The sequence below is a fragment of the Roseospirillum parvum genome, from assembly GCF_900100455.1.
Lineage (GTDB): Bacteria > Pseudomonadota > Alphaproteobacteria > Rhodospirillales > Rhodospirillaceae > Roseospirillum > Roseospirillum parvum.
In genome coordinates, this window is the sequence record NZ_FNCV01000016.1 from 1 (window position 1) to 18,228 (window position 18,228).

General features: G+C 70.1%; 17 protein-coding genes. 6 read left to right on the forward strand and 11 right to left on the reverse strand.

Annotation, left to right across the window (positions count from 1 at the left end):
* Nucleotides 1–302: 302 nt before the first annotated feature.
* Both BLR95_RS14455 and pyrF read right to left on the reverse strand, forming a co-directional pair.
* Nucleotides 303–947: a phosphoribosylanthranilate isomerase gene (locus BLR95_RS14455; RefSeq protein ID WP_425438447.1), complete on the reverse strand. Its 645-nt coding sequence runs from the start codon at nucleotides 945–947 to the stop codon at nucleotides 303–305.
* Between the two features lie 2 nt (nucleotides 948–949).
* Entirely contained in the window at nucleotides 950–1,726 is a 777-nt protein-coding gene (gene pyrF / locus BLR95_RS14460) for an orotidine-5'-phosphate decarboxylase (RefSeq protein WP_092621764.1), read from the reverse strand.
* A gap of 227 nt (nucleotides 1,727–1,953) precedes the next feature.
* Between pyrF and nhaA the strand changes: the two genes are divergently transcribed.
* Nucleotides 1,954–3,180 carry a Na+/H+ antiporter NhaA gene (gene nhaA, locus BLR95_RS14465; RefSeq protein ID WP_281241301.1) on the forward strand — a complete coding sequence of 409 codons (1,227 nt, stop codon included), beginning with the start codon at nucleotides 1,954–1,956 and terminating at the stop codon, nucleotides 3,178–3,180.
* A gap of 84 nt (nucleotides 3,181–3,264) precedes the next feature.
* Here the strand turns inward: nhaA and BLR95_RS15860 are convergent, their stop codons facing one another.
* Nucleotides 3,265–3,684 carry a hypothetical protein gene (locus BLR95_RS15860; RefSeq protein WP_092621767.1) on the reverse strand — a complete coding sequence of 140 codons (420 nt, stop codon included), beginning with the start codon at nucleotides 3,682–3,684 and terminating at the stop codon, nucleotides 3,265–3,267.
* 200 nt (nucleotides 3,685–3,884) lie between these two features.
* Here BLR95_RS15860 and BLR95_RS14475 point away from each other — a divergent pair, with 200 nt between their 5' ends.
* The 3 genes from BLR95_RS14475 (at nucleotide 3,885) to BLR95_RS14485 (ending at nucleotide 6,974) form a co-directional block, all read left to right on the forward strand.
* Entirely contained in the window at nucleotides 3,885–4,631 is a 747-nt protein-coding gene (locus BLR95_RS14475; RefSeq protein WP_092621770.1) for a response regulator, read from the forward strand.
* On the forward strand, nucleotides 4,628–6,199 hold the full coding sequence (locus BLR95_RS14480; protein WP_245689563.1) for an ATP-binding protein: 1,572 nt from the start codon (nucleotides 4,628–4,630) through the stop codon (nucleotides 6,197–6,199). Before BLR95_RS14475 ends, BLR95_RS14480 begins: the two co-directional genes overlap by 4 nt.
* 142 nt (nucleotides 6,200–6,341) lie before the next feature.
* Entirely contained in the window at nucleotides 6,342–6,974 is a 633-nt protein-coding gene (locus tag BLR95_RS14485) for a GNAT family N-acetyltransferase (RefSeq protein ID WP_092621773.1), read from the forward strand.
* Nucleotides 6,975–7,000: 26 nt separating this feature from the next.
* Here the strand turns inward: BLR95_RS14485 and BLR95_RS14490 are convergent, their stop codons facing one another.
* Nucleotides 7,001–8,188 (reverse strand): vWA domain-containing protein, encoded by a 1,188-nt coding sequence (locus BLR95_RS14490; RefSeq protein ID WP_092621776.1) that lies wholly within the window; start codon nucleotides 8,186–8,188, stop codon nucleotides 7,001–7,003.
* A gap of 5 nt (nucleotides 8,189–8,193) precedes the next feature.
* Entirely contained in the window at nucleotides 8,194–9,051 is an 858-nt protein-coding gene (locus BLR95_RS14495) for an AAA family ATPase (protein ID WP_092621779.1), read from the reverse strand.
* A gap of 149 nt (nucleotides 9,052–9,200) precedes the next feature.
* Between BLR95_RS14495 and BLR95_RS14500 the strand changes: the two genes are divergently transcribed.
* Nucleotides 9,201–9,467: a hypothetical protein gene (locus tag BLR95_RS14500; protein ID WP_092621782.1), complete on the forward strand. Its 267-nt coding sequence runs from the start codon at nucleotides 9,201–9,203 to the stop codon at nucleotides 9,465–9,467.
* Between the two features lie 240 nt (nucleotides 9,468–9,707).
* Here BLR95_RS14500 and typA read toward each other — a convergent pair whose 3' ends face one another.
* From typA to BLR95_RS14530, 6 genes are all read right to left on the reverse strand, one after another.
* Nucleotides 9,708–11,534 (reverse strand): translational GTPase TypA, encoded by a 1,827-nt coding sequence (gene typA / locus BLR95_RS14505; RefSeq protein WP_092621785.1) that lies wholly within the window; start codon nucleotides 11,532–11,534, stop codon nucleotides 9,708–9,710.
* A 250-nt stretch (nucleotides 11,535–11,784) separates the two neighbouring features.
* The gene (locus BLR95_RS14510) at nucleotides 11,785–12,777 is read right to left on the reverse strand and encodes an adenosine kinase (RefSeq protein WP_092621788.1); all 993 of its coding nucleotides are present in this window, start codon (nucleotides 12,775–12,777) and stop codon (nucleotides 11,785–11,787) included.
* A gap of 212 nt (nucleotides 12,778–12,989) precedes the next feature.
* Nucleotides 12,990–14,390, reverse strand: coding sequence for a glutamine synthetase family protein (locus BLR95_RS14515; protein ID WP_092621790.1), 1,401 nt, complete (start codon nucleotides 14,388–14,390; stop codon nucleotides 12,990–12,992).
* An 85-nt stretch (nucleotides 14,391–14,475) separates the two neighbouring features.
* A complete protein-coding gene (locus tag BLR95_RS14520; RefSeq protein WP_092621793.1) occupies nucleotides 14,476–15,753 on the reverse strand; it encodes an MFS transporter in 1,278 nt (425 codons plus the stop codon).
* A complete protein-coding gene (locus BLR95_RS14525; protein WP_092621796.1) occupies nucleotides 15,750–16,232 on the reverse strand; it encodes an NfeD family protein in 483 nt (160 codons plus the stop codon). The genes BLR95_RS14520 and BLR95_RS14525 overlap by 4 nt, the downstream gene beginning before the upstream one ends.
* 39 nt (nucleotides 16,233–16,271) lie before the next feature.
* Nucleotides 16,272–17,483 carry an SPFH domain-containing protein gene (locus BLR95_RS14530; RefSeq protein ID WP_092621799.1) on the reverse strand — a complete coding sequence of 404 codons (1,212 nt, stop codon included), beginning with the start codon at nucleotides 17,481–17,483 and terminating at the stop codon, nucleotides 16,272–16,274.
* A 320-nt stretch (nucleotides 17,484–17,803) separates the two neighbouring features.
* Between BLR95_RS14530 and BLR95_RS14535 the strand changes: the two genes are divergently transcribed.
* Nucleotides 17,804–18,019 carry a hypothetical protein gene (locus BLR95_RS14535; RefSeq protein ID WP_092621802.1) on the forward strand — a complete coding sequence of 72 codons (216 nt, stop codon included), beginning with the start codon at nucleotides 17,804–17,806 and terminating at the stop codon, nucleotides 18,017–18,019.
* Nucleotides 18,020–18,228 lie beyond the last annotated feature (209 nt).

Below are 18,228 nucleotides of genomic sequence, written 5' to 3' on the forward strand. Positions count from 1 at the left end.
CCACTCCGCATCGGTCGCATCACTTGCGTAGCGTTGGCCCGTCCGCTCATACTGCGGGCGAGTGATTTCGGTCCACATGTTGTGCTCCATGGATGTCTAGACACCACCCATCGAATCACAACCGACTGAAATCACTCAACTCTTTTCCGATCAGGCTCTGAGATGTCCATCAGTCCCTCCGAGGCTATCTGGAACCCATCGAACTATTTTAGACTTCACCCGAGAAGCAGACAGAAAAAGAGGCAGATATTATGACCTGCCCTCAACCTATTACATTCACAATCAAACCACAGTTGGCAGGCTTACAGCCGCGCCGCCACCTCCAGGAAGCGGCGGATCAGATCGGGGTCCTTGACGCCGCGCGCCGATTCCACGCCGGAGGATACGTCGACCGCGGTGGCGCCGCTGGCCTTCACCGCCTGGGCCAGATTGTCCGGGCTCAGGCCGCCGGCCAGCATCCACGGGCTCTGGCCGCGCCAATCCGCCATCAGCGGCCAGTCGAAGGGCTGGGCGTTGCCGCCCGGGTTGGCGGCCCCCTGGGGCGGCCGGGCATCGAACAGCAGGCGGTCGGCGACCCCGTCGAAGGCCTTGGCGGCCAGCAGGTCGGCCGCCCCGCCGACGCTGATCGCCTTCATCACCGGGCGGCCGAATTCCTGGCGGATGGCCTCGACCCGCTGCGGGGTCTCGCGACCGTGCAACTGGATCATGTCGAGCCGCACCTGGGCCAGCACGCGGTCCAGGGTGGCGTCGTCGGGGTCGACCAGCAGGCCGACCTTGACCACCTCCTCGGGCACCCCGTCGAGTAGTTCGGCGGCGGCCTCGGGCTCGATGGCGCGCGGCGAGGGGGCAAAGAAGACCACGCCCAGCCAGTCGGCGCCCCCCTCGACGGCGGCGGCCACGGCGTCGGGCGTGGTCAGGCCGCAGATCTTCACGGCAACCGGCATGATGCTCAGGCCTCCCGGTCCGGGTTGGGCAGCGGGCAGGCGGCGGCGCTGGCCGAGGCCAGCTCCTGGGCGATGCGCTGGGCCGCCCGGGGCGGGTCGCCACTGGCCGTGATGGGCCGCCCGATGACCAGCACGTCGGCCCCGGCGAGCAACGCCTCGGCCGGCGTCATGACCCGCTTCTGGTCGCCGCCGGCGGCCCATTCGGGGCGCACGCCGGGGACCACCAGCTTGAAGGTGCGGCCCAGGTCGGCGCGCAGGGTGGCCACCTCGTGCGGCGAGCAGACCACCCCATCAAGGCCCGATTCGCGGGCCAGCTCGGCCAGCCGGCGCACCTGATCGTCGACCGGATGATCGATCCCGGTGGCGCTCAGGTCCTCCTGGTCGAGGCTGGTCAGCACGGTCACCCCGAGGATCAGCGGGCGGCGCGCCACGTGCAGGTGGGCCCCGTCGTCGGCGGCGCGGGCGGCGGCCTTCATCATCTCGGCCCCGCCGGCGGCGTGCACGGTGAGCAGCGACGGCCGAAGCGCGCACGAGGCGCGCACCGCCCCGGCCACGGTGTTGGGGATGTCGTGGAACTTGAGGTCCAGGAAGATGGGCAGCTCGGAGGCCTTGCGGACCTGCGTCACCCCCTTGCGCCCGGCCGAGGTGAAGAACTGGAGCCCCAGTTTGAGGCCGCCGACGTGATCGGCCAGCCGGGCGGCCAGACCGGTGGCCTGGGCCACGTCGTCGGTGTCGAGGGCGCAGTAGACGGGGTTGATGGCCGGCGCCGGGCTGTCGCTCATGGTCCCTCCGGGGGTGGTTGACGGCTGCCTTCGGTGTAGCGTACGGGGGGCGCCGCGTCCATGCGTCGGCGCCACCACCGGAACCCGTGGGTCGGAACCTGTGGGCCGATGGTCGGATTTCACCGCCGCCAAACCTTTTCCGGGCGGCCAAGGCGCCCTATCTCGATCATGGGCCGCATCGCCCCGAGACGTCAAAAGAGAACCGCCCGCACTTCAGAAGGAAGGAACTGACGCCCGTGCGAATTCTCGCCGAATTCCTGCGCATGGAAGCGGCCGGCGGGGTGATCCTGGTGATCGCCGCCGCCCTGGCCCTGGTGGTCGCCAACAGCGGCCTCGCCCCGACCTACGACATGCTGCTCGACATCCCGCTGACCATCGGGATGGGCGAGGCGGTGCTGAGCAAGCCCCTGCTGCTGTGGATCAACGACGGCCTGATGGCGATCTTCTTCCTGCTGGTCGGCCTGGAGATCAAGCGCGAGGTGATGACCGGCCGCCTGTCGGACATGTCCAGCGCCGCCTTTCCGGCCATCGCGGCGATCGGCGGCATGGTCGTGCCGGCCCTGGTCTACGTGCTGGTGGTGACGGTGATGGGCGAGGCCGAGGCGCTGCTGCGCGGCTGGGCCATCCCGGCGGCGACCGACATCGCCTTTGCCCTGGGCGTGCTCGCCCTGCTCGGCAGCCGGGCCCCGCTGTCGCTGAAGATCTTCCTGACCGCGCTGGCCATCATCGACGACCTGGGGGCCATCCTGATCATCGCCGCCTTCTATTCCGGCGACCTGTCGGGCACCGCCTTTGCCGTGGCCGGGGTCTGCGTGGCCGCCCTGGCGGCGCTCAACCTGTCCGGCGTGCGGCGGCTCACACCCTACCTGCTGATCGGCGCCGTGCTCTGGGTGGCGGTGCTGAAGTCGGGGGTGCATGCCACCCTGGCCGGGGTGGTGCTGGCGCTGGCCATCCCCCACCGGGGCGACCCGGCGGACAGCGGGGAAAGCCGCCTGGAAGACCTGGAGCACGCCCTGCACCCGTGGGTTTCCTACGGCATCCTGCCGGTATTCGCCTTCGCCAACGCCGGAGTGTCGCTGTCCGGGGTGGGGCCGTTGTCGCTGCTGGCGCCCCTGCCGCTGGCGGTCGCCCTGGGGCTGGTCATCGGCAAGCAGGTCGGGGTGATGGCCTTTGCCTGGCTGGCCATCCGCTCGGGTCTGGCCAAGTTGCCGAAGAACATCACCTGGATGCAGGTCTACGGGGTGGCCCTGCTGACCGGCATCGGCTTCACCATGAGCCTGTTCATCGGCACGCTGGCCTTCGAGACGGACCTCAAGACCGAGGTCGGGGTGCGGGTCGGGGTGCTGGCCGGCTCGCTGGTCTCGGCGGTGCTGGGCTTCGTGGTGCTGCGCTTCTTCACTCCGGCGCCGGACACGGTGCTTGAAGACCCCCCCGAGCCCGAACCGGCCAGATAGACCCGGCCGGAAAAAAGACCCCCCGGGCGGTGACGCCCGGGGGGAAGGCTTGAGGAGGGGAACCTTGGGCAACGGACCGGCGGCTCAGTTCAGCTTGTCGGGCAGGCCGCGGCTCTGGTTGCCCCACATGTCCGTGCGCATGTCCATCATGCGCTGACGCATGGCGTCGCGGTCGGCCTGATGGCGCTCCATCATGGCGTTGTAGTCGTCCTTCAGGTTCTGCGGCATGCGCTCCAGCAGGGCCTTGATCTCGGCCTGATGGCTCTGGCGCATTTCGGTGCGCGCCGCCTGCATCTCCTGGAAGGCCTTCTGGTCGGCCGGGTCCATCCGCTGCCAGCCGGCGCCGGGGCCGCCGTTCATGCCGGGACCGCCGGCCATGCCGGGGCCGCCGCCGGGATAGCCGCCACAGCCGCGCGCCTCGGCGGGCTCGGCGAAGGTCAGGCCGGCAACCAGCACGGTGGCCAGGGCGGTGGTGGCGAGGGTGAGTTTGCTGCGGGTCTTCATGGTCGTTACTCCGCTGAGGGGTTGGGGAAAACGGGACGCCGTGAGTGGCGTCGACAGGACCCAATCTGCGCCTTTCCGGTAACCCGCCGATGACCCGGCGCGGGGCTTTGTGTAACGCCCTGTAACAGACCCCGGCGGGGTTACGTCCGGTTGCCTGAAAGGGGGCGCCAGCCGCCCGGCCGGGCGCTAAACTCGGGGCCATGGAACGCACACCGCATCTTCTGGTGGTCGATGACGACCGCGAAATCCGCACCCTGCTGGGCCGCTTCCTGGGCCAGCACGGGTTCAGGGTCAGCCTGGCCGCCGAGGGGCGCGAGATGATGCGTGCCCTGGAGGAAAAGGCCATCGATCTGGTGGTCCTCGACCTGATGATGCCGGGCGAGGACGGCCTGTCGCTGTGCCGCCGGGTGCGCGTCGACTCGGCCCTGCCGATCATCATGCTGACCGCCGCCGGCGAGGACATCGACCGCATCGTCGGCCTGGAGATGGGGGCCGACGACTACCTGCCCAAGCCCTTCAACCCGCGCGAGCTGCTGGCCCGCATCCGCGCCGTGCTGCGCCGCCACGCCGCCTTGCCGCCGCTGCCCGGCGAGGCCGGACCGGATGAGAATGGCGGCCCGCGCTACCGCTTCGCCGGCTTCGAGCTGGACACCGGCGGGCGCACGGTGCGCGACCCGGACGGCGCCGAGCTGCCGCTGACCGCCGGCGAATACGACCTGTTGCTGTGTCTGGTCCAGCGGCCGCGCCGGGTGCTGTCGCGCGACCAGCTGCTCGATCTCACCCGGGGCCGCACGGCGGCGCCCTTCGACCGCAGCATCGACGTGCAGATCGGCCGGCTGCGCAAGAAGATCGAAGCCGATCCCAAGGAACCCAGCCTGATCAAGACGGTGCGCGGCGGCGGCTATCTGCTGGCCGCCGAGGTGACGCGCGCCGGGGACACGCAATGACCCTGCCCCGCCTGCGCCGCCTGCGCCCGGACAGTCTGGCCGGCTGGCTGGCGGTGCTGCTGTTGGCCACCCTGATCCTCAGCGGCGGGTTGCTCAGCGCCATCTTCCTCGGCCAGCGCGGCGACCTGGGACGGCGCGCCGCCGCCGGTCCGGCCCTGGAACGGCTGACCGAGGCCCACCAGCAACTGGCCGCGCTGTCCGGCATGGAACGCCAGCGGCTGGCCCACACCCTGCGCTCGCCGGCCTTCCACCTGTTCGTCGGCCCCGAGCCCCTGGTCCTGCCGCCCGGCCCCGAGGCCCCGGCCTCGCGCCTGGAGCGGCGCCTGGCGATCAGCCTGGGCGAACGTCTGGACCTGTTCCCCCAGGCGGCGGCGGTGCTGATCAATCCCGAGACGACCGACCCCCGGCTGCGCCTGCCCGAGCGTCCGGGCTTCGGCTGGCGCGGCGGCCGGGGCGGCCGGGGCGGCCCGCCCCGCCTGGGACCCGACGGCGGCGATGGCGACCAGCCACCCTCCGGCCCGGAGCGCTGGCTGGACCATCTTCAGCGCCAGGCCGGACCGGCCGGCACGGTGCTGCTGGTCAGCCTGCCGCTGCCCGATGGCGAGGTGCTCAACGCCGTCGCCGTGCTCGCCCCGCCCCTGCCCCCCCACCCCGGCACCCTGCCCCTGCTCGCCCTGCCGCTGCTGGTGCTGCTCGGCGTGGCGGCGGTAGCGCTGGTCGCCCTGCGTCGCGCCACCCGGCCGCTGGAGCGTCTGGCCGCCGCCGCCGAGCGGGTCGGCATCGACCTCAACGCCCCGCCGCTCAGCGAAAGCGGCCCCGGCGAGGTGCGCCGGGCCAGCCATGCCTTCAACCGCATGCAGGAGCGCCTGGCCCGCTTCGTCACCGACCGCACCCGCATGCTGGCCGCCATCAGTCACGACCTCAGGACCCCGATCACCCGCCTGCGCCTGCGCGCCGAGCTGATCGACGACGAGGAGATGCGCGAGCGGATGATCGCCGACCTCGACGAGATGGAGGAGATGATCGCCGCCACCCTGGCCTTCGCCCGCGACGAGGCGGCCGGCGAGGACCTGGAGGCGGTCGACCCGGCCAGGCTGCTCGGCGATCTGACCAAAAGCTTCGCCGAGGCCGGCGCCAAGGTGCGCCTGGATGACCGCCGCCCGGCCGGGGATCGGCAGCCCATCGCCGGCCGTCCGATGGCGCTGCGCCGGGCCTTCGCCAACCTGATCGACAACGCCATGAAGTACGGCGGCGAGGCCCGCCTGACCCTCCTTGCGGGCGGCGACGAACTGGTGGTGGAGATCGACGACAACGGCCCCGGCCTGCCCGAGGAGGCGCTGGAAGAGGTGTTCCGCCCCTTCCATCGCCTGGAAGGGTCGCGCTCGCGGCAGACCGGCGGGGCCGGCCTGGGCCTCGCCGTGGTCCGCTCGGTGGTGCGCGGCCATGGCGGGGACGTGCGGCTGGCCAACCGCCCGCCACGCCCGCCCGACGACCCCGGCGGCCTGACCGCCCGCGTCGCCCTGCCGGCCAACGCCGCCCCGGCCCGGGACGATTCACCTGAAGGTTGAGAGCCCCCACGGCCGTTTCGGCCCTCCCGGGTGGTTGTGCGCAACGCTTCATCCCGCGAAGGAATGTGGTTCACAGAGCCGGCGCGATTGCCTAAAACTGCGGTCCCATTACCCTGTCCCCGACCGCTGTCCCTGGAACCCGATGACCGAGCCGCCCGCCCCGCCAACCGGCAAACTGCGCGAACACATCACCATCCTGGAGATGACCCTGCCACCTTGGCGCGAGGAGCCGCCGGCCGACACCCCTCCCCAACCCGGCCTGCGGCTGAAACACGAACGCCACCTGTCGCCGCGCGACTATCTGGCCATGTACCGCCGGGTCGGTGCGCCGTGGCTGTGGCAGGGCCGGTTGCAACTGGCCCCGGCGGCGCTCGATGCCCTGCTCATCGACCCCGACGTGGAAATCCACTTCCTGCGCCAGAACGACCACCCCATCGGTCTGCTCGAACTGGACCGGCGGACCACCGGCGAGGTGGAGATCGCCTATTTCGGCCTGATCCCGGAAGCGGTCGGCCAGGGCCTGGGCCGCTACATGATGACCCGCGCCCTGGTCCTGGCCTGGGCCAGCCAGCCCCGGCCGCGCCGGGTGTGGGTGCACACCTGCCAACACGACCACCCGGCGGCCATCGAGTTCTACCGGCGCAGCGGCTTCACCGTGTGCGGGCACGACAGCGCCCTGGTCGACGACCCCCGGCTGACCGGCGCCCTGCCCCTGGGCGCCGCCCCGCACGTACCACTGGCCACCCCCAAGGCCAGCGAGGACCGCTCGCTTTGAGCGTTCCCCGATGAGGTCCTTGCGCCTCAGAGCAGGGCGCGCATGGCCTGATCGAGGCCGGACAGGGTGAGCGGGAACATGCGCCCCTCGGTGATCTTGCCGATCATGCCGATGGACGGCGTGTAGCCCCAGTAGCGTTCGGGCACCGGGTTCAGCCACACCGCCCTGGGCCAGGTGTCCAGCGCCCGCCTCAGCCAGGCTTCCCCGGGCTCGCGGTTCCAGTGCTCGACCGCGCCGCCGGGGTAGACGATCTCGTAGGGGCTCATCGAGGCATCGCCGACGAAGATCAGCTTGTAGTCGGCCGGGTAGGTGCGCAGCACCTCGTGCGTCGGGATGCGCTCGGTGTGGCGGCGCTTGTTGTCGCGCCACACGAACTCGTACAGGCAGTTGTGGAAGTAGTAGTACTCCAGGTGCTTGAACTCGCCGCGCACGGCCGAGAACAGCTCCTCGCAGGTGCGGATGTGGTCGTCCATGGAGCCGCCCACATCGAGGAACAACAACACCTTCACCGCGTTGTGACGCTCCGGGACCATTTTCAGGTCGAGCAGCCCGCCGTTGTGGGCGGTGGCCCGGATGGTGCCGTCCAGATCCAGCTCGGTGGCCGCCCCGGTGCGCGCGAAGCGGCGCAGCCGGCGCAGCGCCACCTTGACGTTGCGGGTGCCCAGCTCGACCGTGTCGTCGAGGTTCTTGAACTCCCGCTTGTCCCACACCTTGACCGCCCGGCGATGGCGGCTTTCGTGCTGGCCGATCCGGATGCCTTCCGGGTTGTAGCCGTAGGCCCCGAAGGGCGAGGTGCCGGCGGTGCCGATCCACTTGTTGCCCCCCTGGTGGCGCCCCTGCTGCTCGGCGAGGCGCTTTTTCAGGGTCTCCATCAGCTCTTCCCAGCCGCCGAGGGCCTCGATGCGCGCCTTCTCCTCCTCCGAAAGGTGCTTTTCGGCCAGCTTGCGCAGCCAGGCCTCGGGGATGTCGGCGAGGATTTCCTCGGGCGTCTCGCCCGCCGCCTCGCCCAGACCCTGGTAGACCTGGGCGAACACCCGGTCGAAGCGGTCCAGATGGCGCTCGTCCTTGACCAGGGTGGCGCGGGCCAGATGGTAGGCGTCGTCCACCGAGAAGGCCGGGACGCGCTGGGCCATCGCCTCGATCAGGGTCAGAAGCTCGAGCAGCGAGGCCGGCACTCCGGCCTCGCGCAGGCCGAAGAAAAGGCGCAGGAACATGGCCCCTACCTCCGGGCCAGCCGGTCCAATTGCTGCAAGTCCTGCTCGTTCTTCAGAAGCGCCCCGGAGAGCGGCGGCAGGCGGCCTTCCTCGCGGCTCGCCTTGAGCGCCGAGGGGGGCACCTGGTCGGCCATCAGCAGGCGGATCCAGTCGAGCAGCTCCGAGGTCGAGGGCCGCTTCTTCAGCCCCGGCACCTCGCGCAGGCCATAGAACAGGCCCAACGCCTCGGCCAGCAGATCATCCTTCACCCCCGGGTGATGCACCTCGATGATCGCCCGCATGGTCTCCACGTCGGGAAAGCGGATGTAGTGGAAGAAGCAGCGGCGCAGGAAGGCATCCGGCAGCTCCTTCTCGTTGTTCGAGGTGATGATGACCACCGGCCGGGTCTCGGCGCGCACCGTCTGCCCGGTCTCGTGGACATGGAACTCCATGCGGTCCAGTTCCAGCAGCAGATCGTTGGGGAACTCGATGTCGGCCTTGTCGATCTCGTCGATCAGCAGCACGCAGCCCGCCTTGCCGCTGCCGCTGACATGGGTGAAGGCATCCCACAGCCGACCCGGGCGGATGTAGTTGCCGATCTCCTTCACCCCCGGCTCGCCCAACTGGGAATCGCGCAGGCGCGAGACCGCGTCGTACTCGTAAAGGCCATGCTGGGCCTTGGTGGTCGACTTGATGTGCCAGGAAATCAGGTCGAGACCGAGCGAATCGGCCACCTCGCGGGCCAGCACCGTCTTGCCGGTTCCCGGCTCGCCCTTGACCAGCAAGGGCCGGCTCAGGGTCACGGCGGCGTTCACCGCCACCTTCAAATCCTCGGTGGCGATGTAGGTGGCGGTGCCCGAAAAACGGGCCTCGGTCGCGGACATGCAAACTCTCCCTGCCAAGGCATCGAACTGCCGGCAAGGTAGGGTCCCCGCCGCCCCGCGTCCACCCGCCCTGGACGCCGACCCCACCCCATGGCACCGTATCCGCCCGTTGCCATCACCCCGTTGGCCACCTCACGGAGACACCGCCCATGCCCCGCTCCTGGCGCAGCCTCGCCCTGATCCCCGTCCTCGCGCTTGGCCTCGCCGCCTGCAAGGACACCACCAAGGACATCCTCGACAAGGCCGAAGGCGCCTCGACCAAGGCCGAACTGGAAGCCGCCCTGGGCGATCCGGACAGCCTGGAACGCTTCGGACCGGCCGAAAAATGGACCTACGACGCCAGCAACGGCACCGTCACCTTCCCCATCGCCGGCGACATGGTCGGCCCCCCCATCGCCCAGACCGCCGAGGACTGAGCTTCATCGCACTCCGCCAAAGGGGCGCTGCCCCAGGCCAAAGGGGCGCCGCCCCTTTGAACCCCGCTGGGGAGGCCGGGAGGCCTCCCCAGACCCCACCATGAGTCAAAACCCCACCGAGGGGGCTTGCCCCCCTCGGTGGGGTTTTAAGTCACGGCGGGGGTCCGGGGGGGCCCCAGGTCCCCCCGGCGGGGGTCAAGGGGGCAGCGCCCCCTTGTCAGGCCCCTCTGGCCCGCCGCCTCAGGCGGCCTGGCCGGTGCGGCTGGCCTTCTTGCGCTCGTGGGGATCGCGCAGTTTCTTGCGCAGGCGGATGGCCTTCGGGGTGACTTCCACCAACTCGTCGTCCTGGATGTAGGCCAGGGCGTCTTCCAGGCTCATCTTGCGCGGCGGCGGCAGCAGGATGGCGTCATCCTTGCCCGAGGCGCGGATGTTGGTCAGCTTCTTGGCCTTCAGCGGGTTCACTTCCAGGTCGTTGGGCCGGGTGTGCTCGCCGATGATCATGCCCTGGTAGACCTTGGCCCCGGGCTCGATGAACTGCGGCCCGCGGTCGAGCAGGTTGAACAGGGCGTAGGCCACGGCGTCGCCATCCTCGGTGGAGATCAGCACGCCCTCGCGCCGCCCCTCGATGTCGCCCTTGTGGGGGGCGTAGCCGTGGAACAGACGGTTCATGATGCCGGTGCCCCGGGTGTCGGTCAGGAATTCGCCGTGGTAGCCGATCAGCCCGCGCGAGGGGGCGTGGAAGACCAGCCGGGTCTTGCCGGCGCCGCCGGGACGCATGGCGATCATCTCGGCCTTGCGCAGGGCCATCTTCTCGACCACCGTGCCGCTGTAGGCCTCGTCGACGTCGATCACCACCTCCTCGATGGGTTCCAGACGCTGGCCGGTGTCGAGGTCCTCGGTGGTCAGCACGCGGGGCCGGCTGATGGCCAGCTCGAAGCCTTCGCGGCGCATCGTCTCGATCAGCACGCCGAGCTGAAGCTCGCCCCGCCCGGCCACCTCGAAGGCGTCCTTTTCGGCGGTCTCGCGGATGCGGATGGCGACGTTGCCCTCGGCCTCGCGGGCCAGCCTCGCGCCGATCACGCGGCTGGTCAGCTTGTCGCCCTCGCGCCCGGCCAGCGGCGAGTCGTTGACCGAGAAGGTCATCGCCAGGGTGGGCGGGTCGATGGGCTGGGCGGGCAGCGGCTCGCTCACCTCCGGGGCGCACAGGGTATCGGCCACGTTGGCCTTGGTCAGCCCGGCGATGGCGATGATGTCGCCGGCCTCGGCCTCCTCCACCGGCACCCGGGCCAGGCCCCGGAAGGCCAGCAGCTTGGTCGCCCGGCCCTGTTCGATCAGCGTGCCGTCGCGGCCCAGGGCCTTGATCGGCATGTTCAGGCGGGCCCGCCCGGCATGGATGCGCCCGGTCAGGATGCGACCCAGGTAGGGATCGGCCTCCAGGGTGGTGGCCAGCATGGTGAAGGGGCCGTTCACATCGCCCTTGGGGGCGGGGACGTGGCGCACGATCAGGTCGAACAGCGGGTCGAGGTTCTCGCGCGCGCCGTTTTCCAGGTCCTCGGTGGCCCAGCCGTCGCGCCCGGAGGCGAACAGGGTGGGGAAGTCGAGCTGCGCGTCATGGGCCTCCAGGGCCACGAACAGGTCGAACACCTCGTCGTGCACCTCGTGCGGGCGGGCGTCGCCGCGATCCACCTTGTTGACGATGACCATCGGCTTGAGGCCCAGCGCCAGCGCCTTGCCGAGCACGAACTTGGTCTGCGGCAGCGGCCCCTCGGCGGCATCGACCAGCAGCACCACGCCGTCGACCATGGACAGGATGCGCTCCACCTCGCCGCCGAAATCGGCGTGGCCCGGGGTGTCGATGATGTTGATCCTGAGGCCGCCGCGCTGCACGGCGGTGCACTTGGCGAGGATGGTGATGCCGCGCTCGCGCTCCAGGTCGTTGCTGTCCAGCGCCCGTTCGGCCACCTTCTCGTTGTCGCGGAAGGTGCCGGATTGCTTGAGGAGGGCATCGACCAAGGTGGTCTTGCCGTGGTCGACGTGGGCGATGATGGCGATGTTGCGCAGGCTCATGGGGGCGTCCGATAGAGGGGAAAGGCGCGCGCCAACCGGCCGGCTCCCGGGGAACCCCCGGGGCGGCGGCAGCGCACACCTTAGGAAGAAGGATCGGCGCGCTTATACCAGAGCCCGGACCATTCGGGCAGAGGGAATCTTGCCCCGACCCCCTTTGGCCCGTGGTCAGCCGAGACGGGGCCTCGCCCCGTGGCCAGTTCAGACGGGGCCTCGCCCCGGGGTTAGCCGAGACGGGGCTTTGCCCCGTGGGTCAGCCCAAACTTGCGGCGACCAGCTCGGCCAGCGAGGTTTCGGGGCGCGCCCCCATGTGGCTGATGATCTCGGCCGCCGCGATGCCCCCCATGCGCGCGCAGTCGGCCAGCGGGCGGCCATCGACCAGCCCCTTGAGGAAACCGGCGGCATAGAGGTCGCCGGCCCCGGTCGTGTCGACCACCTTGGCCACCGGCTCGGCGCGCACCACGTGGACCTCGTCGCCGGAGACGACCACCGAGCCATGCTCGCTTCTGGTCAGGGCGGCCAGCTCGCAGTGGGCGCGCACGCGCTGCAGGGCGTCGTCGAAGCGGTCGACCTGATAGAGGCTGAGGATTTCCGTTTCGTTGGCGAACAGGATGTCGACGAAGTTCTCGGCCAGATCCAGGAACTCGGCCCGGTGGCGGTCGACGCAGAAGCCGTCCGACAGGCTCATGGCCACCTTGCGGCCGGCCGCCTTGGCCGCCTTCATGGCCGCCAGGATGGCTTCCTTGGCCTCCGGGGCGTCCCACAGGTAGCCCTCCACGTAGGTCACCGCGCTGTCGCGGAACAGCGCCAGGTCGAGGTCGGCGGCGCCGATCCGGGTCGAGGCGCCGAGGAAGGTGTTCATGCTGCGCTGGGCGTCCGGGGTGACCAGGATCAGGCAGCGCGCGGTGGGCAGCCCACCATTGGCCGGCGGCGTTTCGTAGGCCACGCCAGCGGCCTGGATGTCGTGCCGGAAGACGCTGCCGAGCTGGTCGTCGGCCACCTTGCCCACATAGGCCGCGCGGCCGCCCAGCGAGGCCACGCCGGCCAGGGTGTTGGCCCCCGAGCCGCCGGAAATCTCCACCGCCGGACCCATCGCCGCGTACAGGCTCTCGGCCCGCGCGTCGTCGATCAGGGTCATGCCGCCCTTGGCGATGCCCTGCTCGTCCAGAAACGAATCCTCGGCATGGGCAATCACATCGACAATCGCATTGCCGATGCCGATCACGTCAAAACGCACATCCGACATCAAAAGAATCCCCCGATGAAAAAAATGCGAAAACCGCGTCCCGCAGACCTACACCGCCCCACCCCCCGCCGACAACCCCGCGAGCCAGACCCGGCGACCTCGCCGATCGGCGGCCCCTGGACGTCGAAACCCCACGGCGGGGCTGGCCCTCGCCGTGGGGTTTCGCGTCGCGGCGGCGGGGCCCCGGGGAAGCCGGGGCCCTTTTTTGGCGCCTACACGTTGAGCAGCAGGAATTCCCGTTCCCAGCTGCTGATGACGTCCTGGTAGGCGTCCCACTCCGCTTCCTTGACCGCGGCGAAGACGCGGCCGAAGCGATCGCCCCACAACTCGTGCAGGGCCTTGGCGCGCGAGAAGCGGTCGATGGCGTCGGGCAGGTGGCGGGGCAGGCCGTGGGCCCGGTCGTAGGCGCTGCCCTCCAGGGGCTTGCCAGGGTCGATCTGCTCGATCATCCCCAGATAACCGCAGGCCAGCGAGGCGGCGATGGCCAGATAGGGATTGGCGTCGGCGCCGGACAACCGGTTCTCGACCCGCCGCCCCTCGCCGCGCGAATAGGGCACGCGCAGCCCGGCGGTGCGGTTGTCGTAGCCCCAGTAGAGGTTGATCGGCGCCGCCATGTACTTGACCAGCCGCCGGTAGCTGTTGACGTTGGGGGCCAGCACCACCATCGCCTGCAACAGGTGCTTGCGCAGCCCGCCGATGTGCCAGCGGAACAGGTCGGTGTCCTGTTCCTCGTCGTCGGCGAACAGGTTGCGCCCGGTGGCGACGTCGACCACCGACTGGTGGAGGTGCATGGCGCTGCCCGGCTGGCCTTCCAGCGGCTTGGCCATGAAGGTGGCATAAAGGCCGTGGTTCAGCGCCGCCTGATGGACGGTGCGCTTGAACAGGAAGACCTGATCGGCCAGGGCCAGCGGCTCGCCGTGGTTGAAGTTGATCTCCATCTGCGCCGGGCCACCCTCGTGGTGCAGGGTGTCGACGTCGATGCGCTGCACCTCGCAGTGGTCGTAGATGTCCTCGAACAGGGGATCGAACTCGTTGACGGCGTCGATGCCGTAGGCCTGGCGGCCGATCTCCGGGCGGCCCGAGCGCCCCACCGGCGGCTCCAGCGGCAGGTCCGGGTCCTCGTTGATCTTGGTCAGGTAGAATTCCAGCTCGGGCGCGATCACCGGGCGCCAGCCGCGTGCCTCGTACAGGGCCAGGATGGAGCGCAGCACCTGGCGCGGCGAGATGGGCACCGGCGAGCCGTCGCGGTAGACGCAGTCGCAGATCACCTGGGCGGTCGGCTCCTCGTACCAGGGGACGAGGCGGATCGAGGAGAAATCGGGCCGCAGGTAGACGTCGCTGTCGGTCTCCTGGATCAGGCCATCGGCGCTCGGGAACTCGCCGGCGACGGTCTGGATGAACACCGACTCGGGCAGCCTCAGGCCCCAGTCGCCCAGCCCGGCCAGGAACTTGCCGGCGGGCAGGATCTTGCCCCGGGGCACCCCGGACAGATCGGGGACCAGGCACTCCACCTCGGTGACATTGCGGTCCTTGATCCAGCGGATGATGGTGCTGGCGTCGGGCAGGTCTTCGGGAAGGTCGGCGGTTGACAGGATGGTGTCCTGTTGGGTCATGGGCGCCCTTTGCGCTGTTGGCACGAAGACTCTGTTATAGGTGCCGCCGGGGGGGGAGGGAAAGGCCGTTGATGTATCTTGGATTTCAGGCGCGGCGTTCGCGCACGCCAACAAGCAGCCCCAGACCCAGGGCCAGGAAGACCAGAATGGTCGCCATGCCGGCCCGCTGACTGTCCAGCCACGCCGTGGTCCAGGCCAGCACCAGCGGCCCGAGAAAGCTGGTGATGCGCCCCGAAAGGGCATACAGGCCGAACAGCTCGGTCAACTGATCGGGTGGCGCGAGGCGGGCCATCATGGCCCGGCTGGAAGCCTGCACCGGGCCGAAGAACACCCCCAACGCCAGCGCCGCGACCCAGAACAGGGTGACGTCCTCGATCAGCACCAGCGCCGCCCCCAGGCCGATCATGGCGACCAGCGAGCCGGCGATGGTGCGCTTCGAGCCCAGGCGGTCGTCGATCCAGCCGAAACCGACCGCCCCCAGCCCGGCCGAAACGTTCATGGCGATGCCGAAGACGATCACCTGATCGACCCCCATGCCGAAACTGCCGGCGGCATAGATGCCCCCGAAGGCGAACAGGGTGTTGAGGCCGTCGGTGTAGATCATGCGGGCGATCAGGAAGCGCCCGACGCCGTGCGGGGCGTCCTTCAGCCTGACCAGGGTGCGCCTGAGGTCGGCCATCCCGGCGCGGATCGCCGCCCCGGCCGACTGGCCCCGCCCCGGGCGGTCCGGCACCCACAGGTACAGCGGCAGCGAGAAGACCAGGAACCAGCCGGCGACCAGCAGCACGCTGGCCCTGACCGGCCCGGCCTCGACCCCGGCCAGGCCAAACGGCGGCGGCTCGGCCTGGATCAGGCCAAACAGCGCCACCACCAGACAGACCAGCCCGCCGGCATAACCCAGCCCCCAGGCCCAGCCGGAAACCCGGCCCAGGCGGTCGCGCGGGGTGATGTCGGGCAGCATGGCGTTGTAGAACACCATGCCCAACTCGAAGCCCAGGTTGGAGACCACCACCAGACCCAGGGCGAGCAGGGCGAAGGCGGGCTCGGGGGCGACGAACCAGAGCAGCGCCGTGGTCGCCATGCACAGGCCGGAGAAGCCGGCCAGCCACGGCTTGCGGGCCCCGGTCTGGTCGGCCACGGCGCCGGCCAGCGGCGCCAGCACGGCGATCAAAAGGCCCGACAAGGCCATGGCGTTGCCCCACAGGGCGGTGCCCGCCTCCGGGCTTTCCGCCACCCCTTGCGTGAAGTAGGTGGCGAAGACGAAGGTGGCGATCAGCGTCGGATAGGCGCTGTTGGCCCAGTCGAACAGGCACCACGCGGCAACCGCCCGGCGGCCGGCGGCGCGGGGCGGGCCGGGGGTCAAGACGCCTCGCGCGGGGTTTCGACGGCGGCCGCCTCGGCCGGACGCACGACCAGGGTCGGGCCGTCGACGTCGGTCACCTCGACCAGGGCGCCGGCCGGGGTGTCGGGCCCGTGAACCAGCCACATCGACTCGCCGACACGGATGCGCCCGGTGCCGCTTTCGATGGCCCGCTCCAGGGGATAGCGCCGGCCGATCAACTCGCTGCCCCGGCGGTTCAGGGTCGGGTGGTCGCTGTCGGCCGGGCGATGGCGCCAGATGCGCCGCCCGGCCAGCACCGACACCACCCCGAGCCCCGAGAAGACCAGCACCTGGACTTCCCAGCCCAGCCCCGGCAGCAGCAGGACCAGCGCCCCGGTCACCCCGGCGGCCATGGCCAGCCACAGGAAGATGATGCCCGGGGCGAGCAGTTCGACCACCAGCAGGATCGCCCCGGCGATCCACCAGTGCCAGTAGGAAAGACCGTCAATCAACGCGTCCATGGGCGACTCCAGGCTCCCTTCCCGTCAACGCGGCACCCCTCAGCCCCACGGGCCGACCTTGGCGAAGGCCTCGCGCAGTTCCTGGCCGACCTTGGCCAGCCGCTGGGCGGCGGCCGGATCGCCAGGAACCTGCCCGGCTCCCTCGACCGGCCCGCCGGCGGCGCTGCCGACGCCCTCGGCGGTCGGCCCGGAGGCGGTGCCCGGGGCCGGGCCGGCCAGGGTCTCGGTCTTGGGTGCCGCCATCACCGGCCCGGCGCCCATGCCGGGGCGCGGCGCCGGGGGCAGCTTGCCGCCACCCCCACCGCCCGGCGCGCCGCCCTGGGGACCGTCGCCGCCCTTGCCGCCGAAGGTCTCGCGGGCAATCTCGCCCACCCCGGCCAGGGCGCCGAGCACGCCGGACGCCTCCCACGGCATCAGCACCAGCTTGCCGCTGGGGGCCGAGGCAATGGCCTGCAACGAGTCCACATAGCGCAGGGCGACGAAGTAGTTGACCGCCTGCACGTCGCCCTCGGCGATGGCCTTCGAGACCACCTCGGTGGCCCGGGCCTCGGCCTCGGCGGCGCGCTCGCGGGCCTCGGCGTCGCGGAAGGCAGCCTCGCGCCGGCCCTCGGCCTCCAGAATGGCGGCCTGCTTCATGCCCTCGGCGCGCAGCACGGCGGCCTGCTTCATGCCCTCGGCATTTAGGATCTCGGCCCGCTTCTCGCGCTCGGCCTTCATCTGGCGGCCCATCGCCTCGACCAGATCACGCGGCGGGCTGATGTCCTTGATCTCGATGCGGGTGACCTTCACCCCCCACGGGTTGGTCGCCTGATCGACCACGTCCATCAGGGCGGCGTTGATCTTGTCGCGCTGGCTCAGCAACTCGTCCAGATCCATGCCGCCCATCACCGTGCGCACGTTGGTCATGGTCAGGTTGAGGATGGCCAGCTCAAGCTGCAACACCTCGTAGGAGGCCTTGGCCACGTCCAGAATCTGATAGAAGACCACGCCATCCACCGTGACCATGGCGTTGTCGCGGGTGATCACCTCCTGGCTGGGCACGTCGAGCACCTGCTCCATGACGCTCAGCTTGGAGCCGATGGTGTCGATGAACGGGGTGATCAGATGCAGGCCGGGGGTCAGCGTCTTGGTGTACTGGCCGAAGCGCTCCACCGTGTAGTTCGAGCCCTGGGGCACCACCTTCACCCCCAAGGCCACGAAAACCACCATCAGGACCAGCAGCACGATGACCAGAATGGACAGCAGTTCCATGGCCGGATGACTCCCTTCTCGGAATGGGACGGCGGGCGCGCCAGCCGCAAGCCTACCGCATAATTGGCCGCGAAACGGCACCAAAATGGCCGACCACGACGCCCCCACGGTGACAGTTCGCGGTCAGGCCGCCCCCTCCCGCTGCCCAATGCGTGGGCGCCTCCACACCCATGGTCACTCACAAGGCATGACAGCCATACCGTAATTGCGCGGGACAGTTCGCACGCACTGACCTAATTTTTGCGCTGCAACAGAGATGCCGGGATTTACCCCCCTCCCCGGCACGCCCCAACCATCGCCCCCAGACTGGAGCCGCGCCCATGTTCGACGATCGCGCCTTCGTAAACCCCCGTTTCCTGGACACCACCCCCGTGGAATGGGCCCAGATCGAAGCCGGCATGCGCCGGGCCCGCCGCGAACGCAGCAAGGCCCAGGCCGACCTGCTGAAAACCACCTTCCGCACCCTGGTCCAGCGCCCCCTGAACCGCCTCGCCGAAGCCTTCCACCACCACCCCGGCACCCCGGCCCACGGCTGAGGTCAGGCGGCCTGACGGGAACCAAGGGGGCTCCGCCCCCTTTACCCCCGCCGGGGGATCGAGGCGATCCCCCGGACCCCCTCCAGTCGTTGAGCTTGACTGCCCCGCCGGTGCGTAACGCGGCGGGGTTTTTGGTGCAGGCCAGCTTCGCTGGCCTGCGGAAACAACCGAAAAAAAACCTCGTCCGCCCCAAGGTTGTTGGTTTTTTT

Bases quoted from the DNA above. Each gene is read 5' to 3' on its own strand.
- BLR95_RS14500 (WP_092621782.1), top strand. From the start codon at position 9,201: ATGCCCCGCTCCTGGCGCAGCCTCGCCCTGATCCCCGTCCTCGCGCTT.
- BLR95_RS14510 (WP_092621788.1), bottom strand. From the start codon at position 12,777: ATGTCGGATGTGCGTTTTGACGTGATCGGCATCGGCAATGCGATTGTC.
- BLR95_RS14515 (WP_092621790.1), bottom strand. From the start codon at position 14,390: ATGACCCAACAGGACACCATCCTGTCAACCGCCGACCTTCCCGAAGAC.
- typA (WP_092621785.1), bottom strand. From the start codon at position 11,534: ATGAGCCTGCGCAACATCGCCATCATCGCCCACGTCGACCACGGCAAG.
- pyrF (WP_092621764.1), bottom strand. From the start codon at position 1,726: ATGAGCGACAGCCCGGCGCCGGCCATCAACCCCGTCTACTGCGCCCTC.
- BLR95_RS14525 (WP_092621796.1), bottom strand. From the start codon at position 16,232: ATGGACGCGTTGATTGACGGTCTTTCCTACTGGCACTGGTGGATCGCC.
- BLR95_RS14530 (WP_092621799.1), bottom strand. From the start codon at position 17,483: ATGGAACTGCTGTCCATTCTGGTCATCGTGCTGCTGGTCCTGATGGTG.
- BLR95_RS15860 (WP_092621767.1), bottom strand. From the start codon at position 3,684: ATGAAGACCCGCAGCAAACTCACCCTCGCCACCACCGCCCTGGCCACC.
- BLR95_RS14535 (WP_092621802.1), top strand. From the start codon at position 17,804: ATGTTCGACGATCGCGCCTTCGTAAACCCCCGTTTCCTGGACACCACC.
- BLR95_RS14495 (WP_092621779.1), bottom strand. From the start codon at position 9,051: ATGTCCGCGACCGAGGCCCGTTTTTCGGGCACCGCCACCTACATCGCC.
- BLR95_RS14485 (WP_092621773.1), top strand. From the start codon at position 6,342: ATGACCGAGCCGCCCGCCCCGCCAACCGGCAAACTGCGCGAACACATC.
- BLR95_RS14480 (WP_245689563.1), top strand. From the start codon at position 4,628: ATGACCCTGCCCCGCCTGCGCCGCCTGCGCCCGGACAGTCTGGCCGGC.
- BLR95_RS14475 (WP_092621770.1), top strand. From the start codon at position 3,885: ATGGAACGCACACCGCATCTTCTGGTGGTCGATGACGACCGCGAAATC.
- BLR95_RS14490 (WP_092621776.1), bottom strand. From the start codon at position 8,188: ATGTTCCTGCGCCTTTTCTTCGGCCTGCGCGAGGCCGGAGTGCCGGCC.